Source organism: Rothia gullae, from assembly GCF_024294905.1.
In the GTDB taxonomy this organism is placed as follows: domain Bacteria; phylum Actinomycetota; class Actinomycetes; order Actinomycetales; family Micrococcaceae; genus Rothia.
Genome location: NZ_JANCOC010000006.1, coordinates 27,202 through 46,703, shown reverse-complemented (window position 1 = coordinate 46,703; position 19,502 = coordinate 27,202). Strand labels below are relative to the sequence as shown.

Below are 19,502 nucleotides of genomic sequence, written 5' to 3'. Positions count from 1 at the left end.
GATTACTTCTTCTCGTCTTCGTCGATAACCTCGGCGTCGACAACGTCCTCATCAGCGGCGGGCTTGGACTCGGATGCCTCAGCCTGTGCTGCTGCGTAGAGTGCCTCGCCCAGCTTGGACTGGGAAGCCTGCAGCTTCTCGAGTGCGGACTTCACTGCTGCATCATCGTCACCCTCGAGTGCCTTCTTCAGCTCGTCAACATCGCCCTGAACCTCGGTCTTGACGTCCTCGGGCAGCTTGTCGCCGTTCTCCTTCAGGAGCTTCTCGACGGAGTATGCGACGGACTCGGCTGCGTTGCGGGTGTCAGCAGCCTCGCGGCGTGCCTTGTCCTGCTCTGCGTGTGCTTCTGCGTCCTTGACCATGCGGTCGATGTCGTCCTTGGAGAGGGAGGAACCGCCGGTGATGGTCATGGACTGCTCAACGCCGGTGCCCTTGTCCTTTGCGGAGACGTGGACGATGCCGTTTGCGTCGATGTCGAAGGTGACCTCAATCTGGGGCACGCCGCGGGGTGCGGGGGCGATGCCGGTCAGCTCAAAGGTACCCAGGTTCTTATTGTCGCGAGTGAACTCACGCTCACCCTGGAAGACCTGAATGGTCACGGAGGGCTGGTTGTCCTCTGCGGTGGTGAAGGTCTCGGAACGCTTGGTCGGGATTGCGGTGTTGCGCTCGATCAGCTTGGTCATCACGCCGCCCTTGGTCTCGATACCGAGGGAGAGGGGGGTGACGTCGATCAGCAGAACGTCCTTACGGTCGCCCTTCAGAACGCCTGCCTGCAGTGCTGCACCCATTGCCACGACCTCGTCGGGGTTCACGCCCTTGTTGGGCTCGCGACCGGTTACTTCCTTGACGAGCTCAGCAACGGCGGGCATACGGGTGGAGCCACCGACCAGAACAACCTCGGAGATCTCGGAGACGGACACGCCGGCTTCCTTGATGACGTCCTGAACGGGCTTCTTGGTGCGCTCGAGCAGGTCGCGGGTCAGTTCCTCGAACTTTGCGCGGGTCAGCTTCTCATCCAGGTGGATGGGGCCTTCGGGGGTGACGGACAGGTACTGCAGGGAGATGTTGGTGCTGGTTGCGCTGGACAGTTCCTTCTTAGCCTGCTCAGCTGCTTCCTGCAGACGCTGCAGAGCAATCTTGTCCTTGGACAGGTCTGCGCCGGTGTTTGCCTTCACCTGTGCGAGCAGCCACTCGACGACGCGGTGGTCCCAGTCGTCACCACCGAGGCGGTTGTCACCGCTGGTTGCGCGAACCTGAATGGTGGAGAAGCCGTCTTCGTCCTTGCCGACTTCCAGCAGGGAGACGTCGAAGGTACCGCCACCGAGGTCGAAGACCAGGATGAGCTCGTCTTCCTTGCCCTTGTCCAGGCCGTATGCGAGTGCTGCGGCGGTGGGCTCGTTGACGATACGCAGGACGTTCAGGCCTGCAATCTCGCCGGCTTCCTTGGTTGCCTGACGCTCAGCGTCGTTGAAGTATGCCGGGACGGTGATGACAGCGTCGGTGACGGTGTCGTTCAGGAATGCCTCTGCGTCACCCTTCAGCTTCATGAGGGTTCGTGCGGAGATTTCCTGCGGGGTGTACTTCTTGCCGTCGATCTCGGTGGTCCAGTCGGTGCCCATGTGGCGCTTGACGGAGGAGATGGTGCGGTCGACGTTGGTCACTGCCTGACGCTTTGCGACGCTACCGACCAGAACCTCGCCATCCTTGGAGAATGCGACAACGGAGGGGGTGGTGCGGGTGCCCTCTGCGTTGGCGATAACTACGGGGTCGCCGCCTTCGAGAACCGAAACGACAGAGTTGGTGGTACCGAGGTCAATACCTACTGCACGTGCCATATATATTCACTCCTTGTGATCAGTGCCCCGCTTCTTCTAATGCGAGGCGGGATAGTTTGAAATTTTCGGAGGCGGTCGGTGCTACGCGTGCCGCCCCGTGTGGGACGGTCTGCGCGGCTCCTTGAGCCTCATGTACTCAAGTATGCACCCTCCCGAAGGGGCTGTCAATAGAGTTGAGCGAACTTTACTCAACTTTTTTGTGTGGAGTGGCGTGAGGGATGGGTATTTTGGGGCTCCGGGGCAGTGTTTTGCGGGGAAAATCGGGGTGGTGGCGAGGCGCGAATGAGCGGTTTTACCGCGGAATTCCGGGGTTTTTGGGTGACGCGAGGGCGCGGTGCGGCGATTCAGCGCACGGCGGATATAGGTGGGGTGGTTGGGCGAAAAAATTTTTAAAAATCTTTAAAAAGGGGTGAAAACCCGGAAAATTGGGGTGCGAGAGGCGCTGGGAGGTGGTGCAGGGGCACCCTCTATAGGGTGTGCGAGGTAATCTTTAGGCGCGATTTTTAGGTTTGGAGACTAGGCCTCTAGCAGCGTTGTTAGGGGTGCGCTTCGTGCGGGCGCCTCACCTACGGGCACCTGGCATGAGATCTCAGAGATTCGTTCCTCTTATATATAGAAGACCTACCTACCTGCAAGCTCCATCGCTCACTCTATGGAGGTATCTCTGCTTGTCCGACCCGCAATTCTCTAACCTTCACCTGTGGATTGAGGCTACCCGCCTACCGTATCCTGGTTACGACCATATCCTCTCAAAGTAGACAGGAGCTCCCAGTATTCAGAACAAAGTACCTCTCTAGAATAACCAAGAGACCCTAATTCCCCAGAAAGGATAAAGTTATCCCATGAAACGCCCCCATACCTTCAAAGATATAATAAATACTCCCAAAAGTTGGATATGTAAAATAGCACATAAATATGTAGTACAAGAATATTCAGCATCTACTAATACAAGCAAGAGCAATAAAAGCCCAATCGAATTACTGATATCAATATTTAAACCAACAAACAGCGATTTATGGCTTCTTGCACTATCTGTTACCTTCGCAATATCCCATTTAATTCTTTATAGTTTCAATACTCCTTTTATTCCAGAATTAATTAGAATTCTCCTCGTGCTGGCGTTTACTCTCTATCTAGCCAGAGTTTCATACACCGCATATCAAAATAACACGCTTATACTCAACTCTTTCAAATCGAACCCGCTTCAATTTTTTACTTTCATTATTGCTCTAGGCGGAATGTCGGCGCTGACCATTCCAGCAATATTAAATGTTTTTAAGCTAATTGGCGACAGTGCGCCTTTAACAACAGCAATGCTCGGCATTACTGGTGGAATAATTGCCGTATTCGGCATTATTAAAACCCACCAAAAAAATCTTCTTGACGAAGAAAACCTCAAACTCGAGAGAGAGAAATATGCAAAATCTATAGCAGATAAATAAAAAGAAATTAAACGACAAGAATCTACTCGCCGAAGCGAAAAGAAACAGTTCCAAAAAAGCATGAGGCAACAAAAATATCAATTTGAAAAAAATCTCAAGCAGCAGACCTTTGCACTTAACGAGCAAAAGAAACAGTTCAACAATAGCCTCAAGATTCAAGCTGATAAAAATACCAAAGATTATGCCCGTCAGATACATGAAAATCGTCGTAGCCGCTATGCTAAAGCAATTGAACACATCGGAAATGATAAATCAGCTGTTCGGCTAGGTGGAATATACACTCTTATCAGCCTTATTGATGAATGGCTGGCTGACAAAAACATTGAGGACCCTGAGGACCGCCGCAAGGAGGGTCAGATTGTCATCGATAGCCTTTGCGCATATATTCGTTCACCTTTCCATCTTGCAGACAAACGGGACATCCTTGAGTCAGATACCCCACCTGATAATTATGACGGAAACTTCACGAGTGATCGAGAAGAATTCCTTGAAGAGTCTAATATACGCAAATCTATATTTAGGGAGATAAATAAAAGACTCACAGTTGAAATAGATGAAAGCAATATTAATAAAAGAAATGCATCTGGCACTTGGAGTGAATTTACCTTTGATTTCTTTGCTGTCCCATTCTTCTATATCCTTCAATATTATACCTATGTCAACTCGTCTTTCCAGGCGGCAAGATTTTACGGAAAAGCATTTTTCGACAAGTCGCATTTCTTCGGCACTACAGATTTTACAGATGTAATATTTTATGGACCAGCAGATTTTAATGAAACGTTCTTTATCGGAAAAACAAGTTTTCAATGGGCAAATTTTCATGGCCCTACTTCATTTCTTTCCGTATTTAAAGAAGAGGTCACATTTGAAAACGCCGAGTTTATCAGTTCAATCAAATTTGCATCCTCACTCTTCGAAGGTCCCGTAAGTTTTAAAGAAGTAAAATTTTCAGAGGATCCAGACTTTGCAGGATATGAATATATAGTATCTAATGATTTTCCTGGTGGTTATATTTCACATAATCCTGCCGCTTTTTCATATAAAATAGATTCCAAGGAACACAATTTTACATCATCTAATTTCGAGATTAACCTCGGAAAAGTAAATTTCAAAAATAATGATTACGAAATTCCAGAAGGCACAATAGTGTTTGGCCCAGATTCTTGGGATAAAAGTCAAAATGACTACATAGACAAAAGTCAACCTGCTAAAAAATAGATTCCTCGAAAATAGGAAAAGATCCCGTCTGCACCTCTCGTGCAGGCGGGGTTTCTTCTTTAACCAGCGCGAGCGCGCAGGGGTGGGATCCTCCCCTATGCTGGTTATAAGCCAGCACCGGAGCAGGAAGGGCACACCGCCATGAACCTCAACAAACTCTTAACTGCGCTGCGGCAACGCAAAAACACCCCGGCACGCAACCTACAGGCCGGGCGGCACGAACGCTACACGCACGCCCTCGAACAATTTCTCGACGTGCAACCCGCCGTACGCCTCAGCGGGGCGTACACGCTCGTAGACCTCGCAGACGAATGGCTCACCGACGCATCCCTCCCCGAGCAGGTACGCCGCGAAGAAGCCCAGACCATCATCGACGCGCTGACCGGGTGCATCCGCACGCCCTACCCTCTCGCACAGAAACGACAACTCCTAGAATCAGGCGAAGCCCTCGAAGAGTACGAAGGCGACTTTACGCGCGATCAGGAGGCACTACGCGAAGAGCAGCTAGTGCGCCGCACGGTCTTCATGGAGTTCAGCCGCCGCCTCGCCGCCTACCACAGTTGCAGAGAAACTCCGCTTGTCTCTCTCAAGCAGGCTAATCCCTCGTTGATGACCAGGCGCAGCCCATGGCAACTAGCTTTACCTTATGCTGGAAGGTGAACGTTCCTATCAGAGAGGACAGGAGAACCTAGTGCCCAGCGATAACACATCATCCGCTCCAGAAAACCCGGTAATCCCGAAAGCTCAGGAGAGGCCTTGGTATATCCAGCACTTTATTAAGCTCCTCATTGGCTTTGGTCTGGGCGGCGGCGCGGTTGCGATTCTTCTGCCTTGGATGCTGTGGATGCTCTGCGACATGAGCTCTGGCAGTTCAGATCAGTTGCGCTTGCATCTTCTGTACATCACTGGTGGCATTATTGCGGTTCTGACTCTTCTGCAGACTAATTGGAAGAACCAGGGTGACCGTCTCAAAATTGATGCTGACATCAAGAAGAATGAGCAGGATGCGGAGAAGAACGAGCGCGACCATATCCGCCAGGTTCATGCAGAGCGCCGCAGCCGCTATACCAAGGCTGTCGAGCAGCTAGCTGATGAGAAAGCGACTGTCCGTCTGGGTGGTATCTATACTCTTGTTGGACTAGTCGATGAGTGGCTTTCTGATGATGCCCTCAATTCTGAAGAACGGCAGAAGGAGGGTCAGGTTATTATCAATAACCTTTGCTCCTACATTCGTTCACCCTTTCCCTTAGCTATAAAGATAGAAGAACTTCAGGCTGATACAGCACCTGCCGACTATATAGGCAACTTCATTTCGGATCAGGTAGCACTCCGTGAAGAACAGGATGTACGCCGAGCTATTTTTGATGAAATGAGCAAACGTAGCAGCACCATCATTTTGGATGATGTTGGAAAGTTACTCAAAATTATTCCGGGGACGTGGAGTGATTTCGATGTCGATTTCAGCCGAGCCCCTATCTTCTATCCCCTAAATAAACTCACGATTGAAAAAGCCGACTTCATTTCTGTTAGCTTCCATGGTGATGTGAACTTCAGTGAGACAACTTTTATTCAGAAAGCAGATTTCGACAGTGTTACCTTTGAAAAAGAAGCAAACTTCAACTACACATTTTTTGCCCAAGAAGCAGGATTCAGCAGAGTAACCTTCGGCCAAAATGCAGACTTCAGCTACACAACCTTCAACCAAGATGCAGACTTCAGTAAATCAGTTTATATTCAAAATGCAAACTTTGTGGGAGTGTCCTTTATCCAAAACTCAGACTTTATTGACGCAACTTTTAATCAAAACACAAATTTCAGGGGAACCGATTTCAAACAAGATGCCTACTTTAGCCAGGTAATTTTCACCCAAAATGTTGATTTTGGCTGTGCAACATTTAGCCAAAGAGCAACCTTTATCGGGGTATCTTTTACCCAAAATGCTGACTTCAGTGGGGCAACTTTTGCCCAGGATGCTGAGTTCAGTTGGACAACATTCGTTCAGGATGCAGATTTCACAAGGGTGATTTTCTTCCAAGACGCAATTTTCAATAATACGACCTTCACACAGAATGCAGATTTCAATCAGACGATTTTCTCCCAGATTGTAGACTTTGATGAAGCTGCTTTCATCCAAAATGTAAGTTTCAACGGTTCAACTTTCACTAAATGTGCATGGTTCTGCAAAACAACTTTTAATGCAAAAGCTAATTTCCTTAGGTCAACTTTTATGCATAATGTGGATTTCCTCGATGTATCTTTCACAAAGTGCACACCAATCTTCATCGACAAGAACAAAGAGTCGGGTGAGATGTACCAGGCGCGATTCGCTACCCTGTTTACTGGTCAGGAGACGCATAACTTCGTGGTGTACGAGGACAGCCAACCTATTCCGCTAGGCACAGCCGAACTGAACGGTGTGGGCTACCACATCCCGGTCGGTACGGTGCTCTTCGATCCGTCTTCGTGGGATGAAGATAAGCAGGAGTACACCCGCTTCAGTGAACCTGCGAAGTAATATCCGAAGACCCCGCCACGTTGAATGTGTGGTGGGGTCTCTGTATGTGGCTGTTGAAAGCAACGGTCAGACAGATTTGCACTAAACTGAAAGGCGACCGTTCCTATCAGAGAAGACAGGAGAAACATAAGTGACACCAGAATCTAGCCCATCTCCCACGCAGCTCATTATTCCAAGCCCAGGAGACGCAACATGGGACGTTGTCGCCCAGTGGGTAGCGATAGGCATACTTATAGCCTGCACAGTTGCAGTTATACTTTTTGTTTTTGACTACCTTCCTAAAGTTAAAAAGGTTAAGCCGTTTTATGCGTCGATTGCAGCTGTCGCTGTCCTCGGAGGTATCTTTGCCTTCCTCCTCCCTGTTGCCTTCAATTCCGGGTTCGGTAAGGATGATGACGGTCGGGTTCTTCGGCAGCTCATTCTCTACACCACTGGTGGTGTCTTGGGTGTCATCACCCTTGGCGAGACTCACCGAAAGAACAACCAGGAGAAGGAGAAAAACAAGAACGACCATATCCGCGAGGTTCATGCAGAGCGCCGCAGTCGCTACGCCAAGGCTATTGAGCAGCTCGCAGATACTAAAGCATCAATCCGCCTGGGGAGTATCTATACTCTTGTTACCTTGGTCGATGAATGGCTTACAGATGAATCTATTAGCGACTTAGAAAAACGTAAAGAAGAAGGTCAAACAATTATCAATAATATCTGTGCATATATTCAATCAATGCCGGAAAAATGCACAGAATACGCTCTCAAATCAAACAAGGCGCCTAGAGACGAAGCTAATGTCCGACAACTTCTATTTGGCGAAATTAAAACAAGAACCAAATACATGAAAAACTATACAGAATGCAAAAACAACGATGAAATTCTAGAGCAATCTTGGGGAGTTTTCAACTTCAATTTCACAAATGCTCCAGTATTTTACCCACTCGATGGCATGCATTTTCCAAACGCAGATTTTAGTCATGCGAATTTCTACCCCAATACATCATTTAAAAACTCAAAATGGATTAATGCGAAGATTGAAAACTGCACTTTTCATTCCGACATTAACTTTGAAAAATCTAAATTTCATGGATTTACAAATTTCTCAAAGAGTGTTTTTGATAAAACACTGTCGTTTTACGGAGCTCATTTCTATGATTCCATGAAAGCCGAGCACCTTCGAATCCATGGCGTATCAGATTTTTCCACCGCTGAATTCCATTTGAACGCGCTCTTTACCGGCTCATATTTCCATATGGACATGATGGGTCGAGAAACAGAAGAAATCAATTGGGTATCGAACGATTATACAAAATTCTGGAATTCCCGATTCAAAAAAGCTGAAAGCAACATAATTGCAGATTTTCGGGATACTCGGTTCTTTGGGTTCACAGATTTCCGTGGAACTCATTTTGAGACAGATGCACTCTTCAGAGATTCCAAATTTATGCAAGGTTCAAATTTCGAGCGAGTTGAATTCACCTCAGCAGATTTTAAAAACTCACGTCTCCATTGGAGCGTCAACTTTCAGCAATCATCATTTAGCCAATTGGCATATTTCGTTTACGCTGCCGGAAACTTTAAAGACGATACATTCCTTTGGGCAAAATTCATATACTCATCTAGGCATCAATTTGATTTTATTCATATTGGATACATTCCCAAGGATAAAAATTTCAAAGCTGAAAATATGTATTACCCGATTGGCTCACAAGCATATATCATTAAAGGAAAAACTAAAATATACAGCAACCCGGCCAGAGATATCAGCCCCTCCCACAAGATGCTAGGAAATATGAATACAATATTTCCCTAAATATTTAAGAGGCCCCGCCGGCCCCTTGCCGGCGGGGCCTCTTCGCGTCCGGGTCCGGTAGCGTTCTTCTCTCTCCACCCCCAGGCGGCGAGCGCATCCGCCCGTCATCCGCCCACCCGTCACGGCGCCGCCCACAAAGCCACCCCAATCACCCACCAGCGCCCAACCACCCTTTACCCCACCGATACACTAGAACCATGTACCGAATCATGACTGTCTGCACCGGCAACATCTGCCGCTCCCCCGTCGGCGAATACCTCATCCGCCAGCACGCCCAAGAAGCCGGCGTGCCCGTCACCGTCACCTCCAGCGGCATCAGCAACGAAGAAGAAGGCAACCGCATCGACCCGCGCGCCGCCGCGCAGCTCACCACCCGCGGTATCGACTCATCCGCGCACCGCGCCAGCGTTTTCACCGTCGAGGACTTCGACCGCAACGACCTCATCCTCGCCATGGACGCACCCCACTACCTGCGCCTCAAAGCCCTCGCCCGCAACGACGAGGACAAAGCCAAGATCCGCATGATGCGCAGCTTCGACCCGAAGGTCACCACCACCCACCTGGACCAGCTCGGCATCTACGACCCCTGGTACGGTAGCGAACGCGACTTCGTGTACACCACCGGCCTCATTGACGCCGCCGCACGCGGCCTCATCAACCACCTCAAGCAGGAAGGCGACGCCCAGTGAGTCAGCGTATCCCCCTGAACCAGAACCGCCGCGTCACCGGCACCACCGAAATCCTGGAGCTCTGCAAAGACATGTTGCGCCTGGAGCACGGCATCGGCAACGACTTTGACATGGACACCGCCGAATTCACCGAATTCCGTGAGCAGTTCCTCGCGGACTTCGCGCAGATCCCGCTAATCATCGGCATTGACGGCCGCAGCGGCACCGGCAAAACCAGCCTCGCCGCGCAGCTTGAGCAGGAGCTCACCGCCGCCGGGCACAGCGTGCACGTGCTGCACCTGGACGACTTCTACCCCGGCTGGGACGGCCTCTTCGACGGTGTGGAGGCTTGGGACGCGCTGTCCGTGCAGCTGACCGAAGGTATTGCCGGGACCTACACCCCGTGGGATTGGGAGGCGGGCGCCCCCGGTGAGGCGCGCACCGTCGACCCGGCGGCTACGCAGGTCATCATCTGTGAGGGTGTCGGCGCGATTGCGGGCGCCTGCGAGGTGCGTATTCTCGCCATTGTCCCAGACGAGGTGCGTTACGAACGCGCCATGGCTCGTGACGGTGACACGTTCCGCCCGCATTGGGAACGCTGGGCGGAGCAGGAGGAGGCGCTACTCGCCGAAATCCCGGAGGACTACGCGACCGTGGACTTCATCTACGACAGTGCGGCGCAGTAGTAGCCGCCTACAATACAGTAGGGCCCAATGCTTTGTGTATCTGGAAGCATTGGGCCCTACGCTATTTAGAGGCAGTTTTATTCAGGCGCTGTTTTACTCGGGCATGGGAGCCGGGCTAGCGGATTCCATGCGGTCTTTATCCCAGTAGGTTGAGGTATTGCTCGGCGCGTGTGTGGAGGCAGTGCCGTCTTTTTCGTTACCCGGGTTGTTGTTAGAAAGCACAGCAAGGATTACGAGCAAGACGCAAGCTATGAGCAGCAGGATGCATAGCAAATATTTGTAATAGTGGTTGCGCATCTGAGGTGCTCCCTCCGGTCGTATCGCGTGATATGACCAATGTAAGTTATGCGGTCGCACCGAGCAATGCTTCTCAAGAATATTTTTCAAATATTTCTACATGGGCTGGGGGTTGCTGATTGGCAAACTAAAGCAAACTGCTCAAGGGGCGGTGTTATCTCTCCAACGGAGCGTGGATAACACCGCCCTTTTGCTCCAGTACGCGTAGGGTGTAGCCACGTTTTCCGGAAGCGCCCTCAGGGTGTCGTACAGACGCTCTCCGTAGCAAAGCAAGGAGAGGCGGAGCGTCTGTGCGACGGGTGCCCCTGCGTAGGCGCGGAGGAAATATGTGGCGTACCCTCCCCTAACCCTTGTAGGAGCATGGATAACACCCCCCTTCTGCGCACCATCTGCGAGCCCGTCTCCATCCCAACCCAGCTCAAAAAATATCAAACATTTAACTTACGAAGCCACGCCCAATTCTGCTACGGTGAACAAGTTGTACTTCTAGCCTGCGCATACTCACCCCCGGAGCGGTACCGCCGCATCCATGTTTTGTAGAGCCGCAGGCGCCGTTGCACGCGCATCACACAGAAAGAAAAACTAAGACATATGTCTTCGAAGTCGGCTAAGACCTCATTCGGGCTATCGCCCATTTTTATCGTAGTTCTGGCGCTGCTAACCGCTATCGCACCGCTCGCTACGGACATGTACCTGGCGGCGCTGCCTTCAGTCGCTGAGAACCTGAATACCACCAGCACGAACGCATCGCTGACGTTGAGTGCGTTCATGGTGGGTATGGCGCTCGGCCAGCTGGTCGTGGGTCCGCTGTCGGATAAGACGGGCCGCCGCAAGCCGCTGCTGATCGGTGCGGTCATCTGCTTTATTGCGACGGTGGCGTGTGGTTTCGCTCCGAATATTGAGCTGCTGATTTTTGCGCGTTTCATGATGGGCTTCACCGGTTCGATTGGTGCGGTGTTGGCGCGTTCTATCGTGGCTGATACGACTGAGGGTCTGGCGACCGCTAAGCTCATAGGCATCATGGTGATGATTAACGGCTTCGCGCCGGTGCTTGCGCCGCTGTTTGGTGGCTGGGTGCTGTCGTGGGGTAACTGGCGCCATATTTTCCATGTGCTTGGTGTGATTACCGCGATCATGATGCTCGGCGTGATCTTCGTGATTAAGGAGACCCTGCCGGTTGAGGAACGCTACCAGGGCACCGCCCTGAGCGTGTACTCGGAGCTGCCGAAGGTCTTCAAGATTCGCCGCTACCTGGGTTTCATGCTGACGATGTGCTTCGCGTTTGGTGCGCTGTTCTCGTACATTTCCGGTTCGACGTTTGTGTTGCAGAAGATTATGGGCTTGTCCGAGACTGAGTTCACGATCGTGTTCGGTGTGAACTCGATTGGCATTGTGCTGTTCAGCGCGATTGCGACGAAGCTGGTTGGTCGTGTGGCGCAGCGCCGCATCGTGAATGTTGGCGTGGTGAGCCTGCTGGTGGTGTCTTCGCTGCTGTTGGTTAGCTTCCTTGTCGGTATTTCGCTGGTGCCGACCCTGGTTCTGCTGTTCCTGCTGACCAGCTCGTGCGGCCTGATTTTTGGTAATGCTTCGGCGTTGGCGCTGAATGAGGTGCGCCATATGGCGGGTAGTGCTTCGGCGGTGATGGGTACGGTTCAGGCTCTGCTGGGCGCGTTGGCGGCGCCGCTGGTGTCGTTTGCCGGTGAGCATGAGTACCTGCCGATGGGCTTCTCCATTTTTGGTTTCGCAATCCTGACGGCGCTGGTGCTGTGGACTACGCCGCGTAAGGATTCGGATTACTCGGCAGACGGTGAGAGCCACGGCGCTGGTGAAGGTCAGGGTGCTCCGGCGGCGGGCCACTAGCCTGTTGCTAATTTTTGTGTAGCTATAGCCCCGGATGGGCAACCTGCTAAGGGTTGTGCTTCCGGGGCTTTGCTGCGCCCGTATATGAAGCGTAGGGGCTGCCATGTTTTCCTGATGCGCCCTCAGGGTGTCCGAAGCGAAGCGAGGACGGGTGCCTCTGTAGGAGCGTGGATAGCACTGCCCCTTCTGCATGTCTCGTCCATCTGCCGCTGTAGGAACGAGGGCGAGTACCGTCATCCCGCGCTGGTTCTGGATGCGAACGTACAATAAGACTATGTCTAGTACCGTTATTCTTCTGAACGAGCAGAACCCGCAGGGCATCTTCGTTGACCCGTCCGTGCCCCTCATCAGCGTTGATGATCAGGGTTTCACCCGCGGCGACGGCGTCTTCGAGACCATGCTGTCCGTCAACCGCCGCGTGCGTAAGCTCGGCATGCACCTGTCCCGCCTCGAGTCGTCGGCGCGTATGCTGGATTTGCCCGACCCGGAACCCGAGATTCTGCGTTCGGCGGTGGGGCGCCTCATGCGTGAGGCGACCGCCGGTGCCGAGACTGCGCTGGGTGAAGAGCACATCGTGAAGATCATTATTTCGCGCGGCCCCACGCAGGCGGTGACATCCATGCAGCCGGGCCCGTACACGCTGATTATGGCGTCGCCGGTGCCCGCCTCCATTGTGAAGCGCCGCACCGAGGGTGTGAAGGCGATGCTGCTACCGCGCGGCCATGAGCCGATGGACAACAGTGCCTACCCGTGGCTGCTGGCGGGTGCGAAGACCCTCTCCTACGCGGTGAACATGGCGGTCCTACGGTACGTGCAGGAGCGCGGCGCGGACGACGCTATCTTCATCACCGACGAGCGTCGCGTGCTGGAGGGCGCCACCTCCTCGGTGCTGGTTGCCAAGATTGAGGACGGCAAGAAGGTACTGTACACGCCCGAGCCGAGCCACGGCATCCTGCCCGGCACCACGCAGGGTGCGGTGTTCGAGGCGGCACGCCAGGCTGGCTGGGAGCTGGGCTTCGGTCCGCTCTACCCGCAGGATTTGTTTGAGTCGGACGGCGTGTGGTTGGCCTCGTCGGTGCGTCTGATTGCGCCGGTGACTCACCTGAACGGCACGGCGCTGGCACATGACCCGGAGCTGACCGCGACGCTGTTGAACTACCTGGCGCAGCAGAGCTAAACGCGTACAAAAAGGGACAGTATTATCCGAGCGAGGATAATACCGTCCCTTTGTGCTGTCTACGGTCAAGGGCAGGAGGTGCGTTTACCTTCCTGAAGCGACATCAGGGTGCCCGAGCTCTGCGAGGGCGGGTGCCCCTGTAGGAGCGAAGGAAGTGTGCGGGCACCTCCCTACTCATGTCCCAAGTGGAGCTAGGCGCGGAGGAAATATGCGGCACCCGCGACGTATCCCAGCGCGGGAAGACGGTATCGCCCGTAGTGACATCAGGGTGCCCGAGCTCTGCGAGGGCGGGTGCCCTGTAGGAACGAGGGCGAATATCGTCTCCCAAGCGGAGCCACGAAAGCGGAACCGCAAGCTACTGTCGGAACGGTCTAGCCCCAGAGGAACTGAATCGTACCCGCCGCAATAGATACACCGTACGCAACAGCGATAATGACGGCGGCAGCAATGCTCACGTGCATGTCACGCGACGAATAGGACGGCACACGAGCCCAGGTGCGTTCGCCTGCGCCGAAGCCGCGCGCCTCCATGGTGATGGCGAGACGGGAGCCGCGGCGGATAGCCTGCACAAGCAGGGCGAAGCTCTGACCGCCGAAGGTTTGGGCGCGTCCGGCGAGGGATTGGCCTGCACCGAGTCCGCGGGCACGTCGTGCCTGGCCGAGGGCGTTCCATTCGGCGAAGAGAATACCGACGAGGCGCAGGGCGGCGACGGTGGCGAGCACGAACCGGGAGGGCAGTTTGAAGGTTTGTGCGAGAGAGTCACCCAGGTCCGTCGGGTCGGTGGTGAGTACGAATGCGAGGGTGGGTAGGACCATGGCGAGGGAGCGGATCATCATGGCCGCGCCGACGGCGGCGGAGTCGGTGGTGATGCTGTTGAAGCCGAGGTCGAGGATGGTGGTGCCGCTTTTGGCGCTGAGCATGGCGACGGACCAGCCGGTGGTGATGACGGCGATGAGGATGGGCCAGAAGCGGGCGAGGACGTTAACGGGCCGGAATCCGACGAGGATAAATCCGAGCAGTTCGAGGGCGAAGAGGATTCCGGAGGTGAGGGGGTCACGCACGATGAGTGCGGCGATGATGAGGGTGAAGGAGACGATGAGTTTTACGCCGGCGTTGAGGTTGCTGAAGTAGCTGGTTCGGTCGATGGTGCCGAAGAAGTCGGTGTTCATGCGTTCTCCTTTCCGGGGGTTGCGGTGGCTTCGAGGGTGATATGGTTGCCGCCGAGTGCGGCGGTGTAGTCTTCGTCGTGGGTGATGGAGATGACGGCGGTGCCGCCTGCGAGGAGTTCGCGGATGAGGTCGACGAGTTCTGCCCAGGTTCGTGCGTCTTGGCCGAAGGTGGGTTCGTCGAGGATGAGGATTTTGGGTGCGGTGGCGAGTGCGGAGGCGACGGAGAGCCTGCGTTTTTCGCCGCCGGAGAGGGTGAAGGGGTTGGCGTCGAGTAGGTGGGTGAGGCGTAGGCGGGTTGCGAGTTCGTTGGTGCGGGCTGCGAGGGTGTCTTCGTTGAGGGGGTTGCGGATGAGTGCGGCGTGTCGGCGGAGGCCGAGTTCGAGTTCTTCGCGTACGGTTCCGCGGATGAATTGGTATTCGGGTTCTTGGAAGACGTAGCCGATGCGGCTGAGCATTTGGGCGGGGGTCCAGGTGGGGATGTCCCAGTGGGCGCGCTCGCCACCGCTGCTCTGGTCGCTATCGTGGTTGTTGCCGTTGTGGTCGCGCAGTGCATCGGTGGCGGTGAGGGTGCCGTTGGGTGCGGTGAGTAGCCCTGCAAGGGTGAGGGCTAGGGTTGATTTGCCGGCGCCGTTGGGTCCGAGCACGCTGAGGTGTTCGCCGGCGTGCAGGGTGAGGTTGATGCCGCTGCGCAGTATGGGCAGGTCGGTGGGTGCGGGTGCGGGGGTGTCGCCGAGGCGTTTGATGGTGCGTCGGCGTGCGCGTCGTTGTTTGGGGGTGGGTTGTGCGCGGGTGATGCTGAGGTTTTCGGCGCGCAGTAGCGCTTCGCCGTGTTCGCTATCGCTGTCGTTCTGCGGTACACGCGGCACGTAGTTGGGTATCCACACGCCTGCGTCGATGAGTTCTTGGCGGGCTTCGGTGAGTACGGTGTCGGGTGCGCCGTCGTGGGTGATGGTGCCGCCTTCGCCGAGCACGATAATACGGTCCATGTGCGGTGCCCAGATGCTCACCCGGTGTTCTACGACGAGCAGGGTCGCGCCGGTGGCTTGCGCGGCGGTAAGAATACTGTCGCGTACTTCCTGCACGCCGGCGGGGTCAAGGTTGGCGGTGGGTTCGTCGAGGATCATGGCGCCGGGGTGCATCGAGAGGATGCCCGCCAGGCCGAGGCGCTGTTTTTGTCCGCCGGACAGTGCGCTACTGGGGTGGTCGAGGGGCAGGTGGTTGAGCCCTACGGCGGTGAGGGCTTCGGTGACGCGGCCCCAGATTTCTTCGCGGGGTACGCGCAGGTTTTCGGGGCCGAAGGCTACGTCGTTGCCGACGGTTGCCATGACGATGGAGGATTCGGGGTCCTGCTGCATCATGCCTGCGGTGCCGCGTGCTTCGGCGGGTGCTTGCCCGTTGATGGTGATGGTGCCGCCGGCGGATTCGCCGTCGTCATCGTGGAGCACACCGGCGATGGCGTGCAGGAGCGTTGATTTGCCGGCGCCGGAGGTTCCCAGTAGCAGTACTTTTTCACCGGGGTTGATGGTGAGGTTGAGTCCGCTGATGACGGGTTCTGGGCGTCCGGGGTGGTGCCAGCTGAAGTTGTTGAGCTCGATGCGCGCCCCGCGCGGTGTTGCTTCCATGATGGTTCCTTAGCCTTTTGTGTGGCTGCTGTAGTGTACCGAGTGGTGACTCGTGGTGAGTGACTAGTTGGTAGCTAGTTGCTGGTGGTTAGCGGCGGGTCTTGCCGGATGCCAGCGAGGAGAGCACACCGGTCTTGGCGAGGTTCTGCACGAGAATCCATGCGAGGAAGCCTGCGATGACTGCGCCGGAGATGACGGAGCATGCTACGTAGATGATTGCCTTGACCGGTTCCATGTCGGGGTAGTAGATGAAGATTTCGTTACCGCCCATGAACAGGCCGCAGAGTGCACCAGCGAAGATGGCAACGGTTGCGTTCCAGCGGCGGTAGCGGAAGATTGCGAAGGCAACTTCAGCGCCGATACCCTGGATGAGGCCTGCGAGCAGGATTTCGCCGCTCCATGCACCGCCGGTGAAGAGTACGGAGATGAAGGCAGCGACGATTTCGCAGAAGAGTGCGGCACCGGGCTTTCGGATGAGCAGGCCGCCGAGGGTGCCGCCGAGCAGCCATGCGCCGCCGATGAGGGGGCGGAGTTCGGGCGCTGCAACGAGGGCGGTTTTGGTGGCGGGGCTGACTGCGATGTCCCAGATCCAGAAGATGACGGCGCAGGCTACTGCGATAACTGCGGCGATAACGATTTCGTTGACTCGCCAGCGCAGGTTCGGCTTCTTCGCTTCTGCCTGGGTAGATGCCTGGGAGGCGGGGGTTGCGTTCTGTGACATTGGTGGTCCTTCCGTCGTTGGAAGGGGAATGTCCTCGCCCTCTGATTGGACGAGGGCATTGAGAAGAAATTCGACTCCCTACACCGGTACTAACCGGATCAGGTTCGAGGGTCTGCATAGCACTCTCAGCGCCCCGGTGGCGCTCCCCTGTCGTTTGGGGTTCTTTGTCCGTGCCGTTGTGGTGCGGGTGGGAACCCAGGTTCGATTGTAGACGTGTCTGGCTGTTCGCGCCAATTTGCGGCTTTTTGTTTTCTTCTTCTGCCCTCATTACAAAATTGCACGGTGTACAATTTTGGGACGGAGCGGCTCCAAGGCGGCACGAACGCCTTAAACCCTATACGCTAGGGAGTGGCGCTCTTTTCTCGCCCAACCCCGAAGGGGTTCACGGGCAGGACGCCGCATCGTATACAGCTAAGGAGATACACATGAACCCCGTCGCTAAGCTTGCTATTGCGGGTATCAACATGGGCGCTGCAGCCCTGGTTGGTAAGGGTCTGGGCGCAGCCTGGGCCAAGGCTACCGGTAACCAGCCTCCCGCCATTTCCCACGAGTCTGAAGATACCCTGCGTCAGGTCATCCTCTGGACCGTTCTGACCTCCGTCGTGGGTGCTGTGGTGAGCTTCGGTATTGCTCGCCTGCAGCGTCGTTTCTTCAACTAAGACTTTGCGCTTTCCGCGCGAAAGTTCATGAACTAGGCGGTACGTATCTCCACTCGGTACGTACCGCCTGGTGTTCCTTCTTCAGCACGCCCGCTCTACTTCAGCCGGTTTCATGCCGCTGCTACGCTGAAGCGCCACCTCGGCATCCGAAAGCACAACTATGACTATTTCTTCTCCCCGCCGTAAGACGAAGGCTCCGCGTAGGGTTGTTGACCACGCGAACAGCCGCCGCTCGGTCGCGTCCTGGGTCATGTGGGATGTTGGTTCGTCAAGCTTCGACTCGATTATGACGACCTTCATCTTCACCGTGTACCTGACCAGCAGCTACTTTGGCTCTCCCGAAGAGACCTCATCGGCGCTGTCATTGGGTCTGACCATTGCCGGTTTCCTCATTGCAATCCTGGCGCCGGTCACCGGTCAGCGTAACGACAAGTCCGGTCGCGGCATCTTCTGGCTCGGTGTGAACACCATACTGTTGGTTGGTTCGATGGCGGCGTGCTTCTTCGTGGGGCCCACCCCGCAGTACCTGTGGCTGGGTGTCACCCTGATTTCTGCGGCAAGCGTGTTCAGCGAGTTCGCGTACGTGAACTACAACGCCGTGCTGCCGCGCATCTCCCACCCGGAGAATATCGGTAAGATTTCGGGCGCCGGATGGGCTGCCGGCTACATTGGCGGTATCCTGGCGCTGGCTGTGGTGCTGTGGGGTTTTGTGCTTACCCCCGAAGTACTCGGCCTAACCACCGATAACGCCCTGAATATCCGTGCGGTCGCGCTGTTCGCCGCCGCTTGGTGTTTGATCTTCTGCCTGCCGCTGCTGGTGCGTATGCGCACCCGCGAGCGCTTCCTGCCGGAGGTGCTGCCCACCCGCGAGCTACGTTTCCTGGAGCTCGGTATGGAGCGTCTCTCCCCGGCTCGTCAGGGCGGCCTGCTCGCTTCCTACAAGGCGCTGTGGCGCACGATTCGTCGCCTGAAGATGACGTCCTCGCAGACCCTGTGGTTCCTGATTGCTTCGGCGGTGTTCCGTGATGGTCTGTCCGGTATTTTTACGTTCGGCGGTATTCTTGCGGCGGGCACGTTCGGTTTCAGCACTTCCGAGGTGATCCTGTTCGGTATTGCCGGTAGCGCTGTCGCTGCGGTTGGCGCGATCCTGGGCGGCTACCTGGATGACTATCTGGGCCCGAAGGCGATTATTGTTATCTCGCTGGTCGGTATTATCTTGGCGGCTACCCCGTTGCTGTTCTTCCCCGAACCGGGCGTGTTCTGGATATGCGCCCTGCTGCTGTGCCTATTCGTGGGCCCGGCACAGTCGGCGTCACGCACCTTCTTGGCTCGCCTGGCCGAGCCCGGGACTGAGGGTGAACTGTTCGGCCTGTACTCGACCACCGGTCGTGCCACCAGCTTCCTGGCACCGATGCTGTTCGGCCTGTTCGTGAGCATCATGGGCGCACAGATTTGGGGTGTGCTCGGTATTCTAATCGTTGTGGTGGCGGGCCTGCTCCTGCTACTGCCGGTGAAGGCGCCCGGTCCGCTACGTGTGCGTGCGGCTCGCCGCGAGCAGAAGCGCCGCGACAAGGCCGCCCAGTAAGGCTGCCCGGTAAGGCGTTGTGGGGCTAAGAATCCTGCAGACCCCGCATACACAATCCTGCAAACGCAACCGCGCGAATGGAACCTTGCAAATACACAAGGGAGGGGCGGGGTTAAGAATGTTGTTGGGCCCCCCCCCCCCCGGTGGGTTATAAAGGGGGGTGGAGCCGGGGGGGATTTACGGGGGGGGGGGGGCCCCCCCCCCGCGCGCGGGGGGTGAAACCCCGGGGGGGTAAGGCCCCGTC

Annotated in this window: 15 protein-coding genes and 1 riboswitch; of the genes, 11 read left to right on the top strand and 4 right to left on the bottom strand. The window is 55.4% G+C overall.

The features are described from left to right. Positions 1-2 precede the first annotated feature (2 nt). Positions 3-1,835: a molecular chaperone DnaK gene (gene dnaK, locus NML54_RS05080; RefSeq protein WP_254756316.1), complete on the bottom strand. Its 1,833-nt coding sequence runs from the start codon at positions 1,833-1,835 to the stop codon at positions 3-5. 842 nt (positions 1,836-2,677) lie between these two features. On the opposite strand from dnaK, the gene NML54_RS05075 reads away from it, so the two are divergent. The 9 genes from NML54_RS05075 to NML54_RS05035 all read left to right on the top strand — a co-directional run bounded on the left by NML54_RS05075 (position 2,678) and on the right by NML54_RS05035 (position 13,502). Next, on the top strand, positions 2,678-3,277 hold the full coding sequence (locus NML54_RS05075; protein WP_254756314.1) for a hypothetical protein: 600 nt from the start codon (positions 2,678-2,680) through the stop codon (positions 3,275-3,277). Between the two features lie 60 nt (positions 3,278-3,337). Next, positions 3,338-4,495, top strand: a complete 1,158-nt coding sequence (locus NML54_RS05070) for a pentapeptide repeat-containing protein (protein ID WP_254756312.1) — start codon at positions 3,338-3,340, stop codon at positions 4,493-4,495. A gap of 255 nt (positions 4,496-4,750) precedes the next feature. Beyond that, a complete protein-coding gene (locus NML54_RS05065) occupies positions 4,751-5,155 on the top strand; it encodes a hypothetical protein (protein WP_254756310.1) in 405 nt (134 codons plus the stop codon). 31 nt (positions 5,156-5,186) lie between these two features. Next, the gene (locus tag NML54_RS05060; protein ID WP_254756308.1) at positions 5,187-7,010 is read left to right on the top strand and encodes a pentapeptide repeat-containing protein; all 1,824 of its coding nucleotides are present in this window, start codon (positions 5,187-5,189) and stop codon (positions 7,008-7,010) included. A gap of 130 nt (positions 7,011-7,140) precedes the next feature. Then, positions 7,141-8,814, top strand: coding sequence for a pentapeptide repeat-containing protein (locus tag NML54_RS08985; protein ID WP_254756306.1), 1,674 nt, complete (start codon positions 7,141-7,143; stop codon positions 8,812-8,814). 197 nt (positions 8,815-9,011) lie between these two features. Beyond that, entirely contained in the window at positions 9,012-9,503 is a 492-nt protein-coding gene (locus NML54_RS05050; protein ID WP_254756304.1) for a low molecular weight protein-tyrosine-phosphatase, read from the top strand. Beyond that, a complete protein-coding gene (locus tag NML54_RS05045) occupies positions 9,500-10,168 on the top strand; it encodes a nucleoside/nucleotide kinase family protein (protein ID WP_254756302.1) in 669 nt (222 codons plus the stop codon). Before NML54_RS05050 ends, NML54_RS05045 begins: the two co-directional genes overlap by 4 nt. An 888-nt stretch (positions 10,169-11,056) precedes the next feature. After that, a complete protein-coding gene (locus NML54_RS05040) occupies positions 11,057-12,325 on the top strand; it encodes a multidrug effflux MFS transporter (protein ID WP_254756300.1) in 1,269 nt (422 codons plus the stop codon). Between the two features lie 274 nt (positions 12,326-12,599). Continuing rightward, the gene (locus NML54_RS05035) at positions 12,600-13,502 is read left to right on the top strand and encodes an aminotransferase class IV (RefSeq protein WP_254756298.1); all 903 of its coding nucleotides are present in this window, start codon (positions 12,600-12,602) and stop codon (positions 13,500-13,502) included. Between the two features lie 371 nt (positions 13,503-13,873). Here the strand turns inward: NML54_RS05035 and NML54_RS05030 are convergent, their stop codons facing one another. From NML54_RS05030 to NML54_RS05020, 3 genes are all read right to left on the bottom strand, one after another. Further along, positions 13,874-14,671 (bottom strand): energy-coupling factor transporter transmembrane component T family protein, encoded by a 798-nt coding sequence (locus NML54_RS05030; protein WP_254756296.1) that lies wholly within the window; start codon positions 14,669-14,671, stop codon positions 13,874-13,876. Further along, the gene (locus tag NML54_RS05025; RefSeq protein ID WP_254756294.1) at positions 14,668-16,293 is read right to left on the bottom strand and encodes an ABC transporter ATP-binding protein; all 1,626 of its coding nucleotides are present in this window, start codon (positions 16,291-16,293) and stop codon (positions 14,668-14,670) included. The genes NML54_RS05030 and NML54_RS05025 overlap by 4 nt, the downstream gene beginning before the upstream one ends. Before the next feature lie 88 nt (positions 16,294-16,381). Next, positions 16,382-17,014 carry an ECF transporter S component gene (locus tag NML54_RS05020; RefSeq protein WP_254756292.1) on the bottom strand — a complete coding sequence of 211 codons (633 nt, stop codon included), beginning with the start codon at positions 17,012-17,014 and terminating at the stop codon, positions 16,382-16,384. Positions 17,015-17,072: 58 nt separating this feature from the next. Further along, positions 17,073-17,173: riboswitch (TPP riboswitch) on the bottom strand. 266 nt (positions 17,174-17,439) lie between these two features. Here NML54_RS05020 and NML54_RS05015 point away from each other — a divergent pair. After that, positions 17,440-17,673: a DUF4235 domain-containing protein gene (locus NML54_RS05015; protein WP_254756290.1), complete on the top strand. Its 234-nt coding sequence runs from the start codon at positions 17,440-17,442 to the stop codon at positions 17,671-17,673. 160 nt (positions 17,674-17,833) lie between these two features. Further along, complete coding sequence (locus NML54_RS05010; protein WP_254756288.1) at positions 17,834-19,258, top strand: MFS transporter; 1,425 nt, start codon at positions 17,834-17,836, stop codon at positions 19,256-19,258. Positions 19,259-19,502: the final 244 nt, after the last annotated feature.

What these genes read in the sequence shown, in the direction of transcription:
- NML54_RS05010 (WP_254756288.1), top strand. Translation starts at nt 17,834, where the DNA reads ATGACTATTTCTTCTCCCCGCCGTAAGACGAAGGCTCCGCGTAGGGTT.
- NML54_RS05035 (WP_254756298.1), top strand. Translation starts at nt 12,600, where the DNA reads ATGTCTAGTACCGTTATTCTTCTGAACGAGCAGAACCCGCAGGGCATC.
- NML54_RS05030 (WP_254756296.1), bottom strand. Translation starts at nt 14,671, where the DNA reads ATGAACACCGACTTCTTCGGCACCATCGACCGAACCAGCTACTTCAGC.
- NML54_RS05020 (WP_254756292.1), bottom strand. Translation starts at nt 17,014, where the DNA reads ATGTCACAGAACGCAACCCCCGCCTCCCAGGCATCTACCCAGGCAGAA.
- NML54_RS05015 (WP_254756290.1), top strand. Translation starts at nt 17,440, where the DNA reads ATGAACCCCGTCGCTAAGCTTGCTATTGCGGGTATCAACATGGGCGCT.
- dnaK (WP_254756316.1), bottom strand. Translation starts at nt 1,835, where the DNA reads ATGGCACGTGCAGTAGGTATTGACCTCGGTACCACCAACTCTGTCGTT.
- NML54_RS05075 (WP_254756314.1), top strand. Translation starts at nt 2,678, where the DNA reads ATGAAACGCCCCCATACCTTCAAAGATATAATAAATACTCCCAAAAGT.
- NML54_RS05040 (WP_254756300.1), top strand. Translation starts at nt 11,057, where the DNA reads ATGTCTTCGAAGTCGGCTAAGACCTCATTCGGGCTATCGCCCATTTTT.
- NML54_RS05070 (WP_254756312.1), top strand. Translation starts at nt 3,338, where the DNA reads ATGAGGCAACAAAAATATCAATTTGAAAAAAATCTCAAGCAGCAGACC.
- NML54_RS05050 (WP_254756304.1), top strand. Translation starts at nt 9,012, where the DNA reads ATGTACCGAATCATGACTGTCTGCACCGGCAACATCTGCCGCTCCCCC.
- NML54_RS05025 (WP_254756294.1), bottom strand. Translation starts at nt 16,293, where the DNA reads ATGGAAGCAACACCGCGCGGGGCGCGCATCGAGCTCAACAACTTCAGC.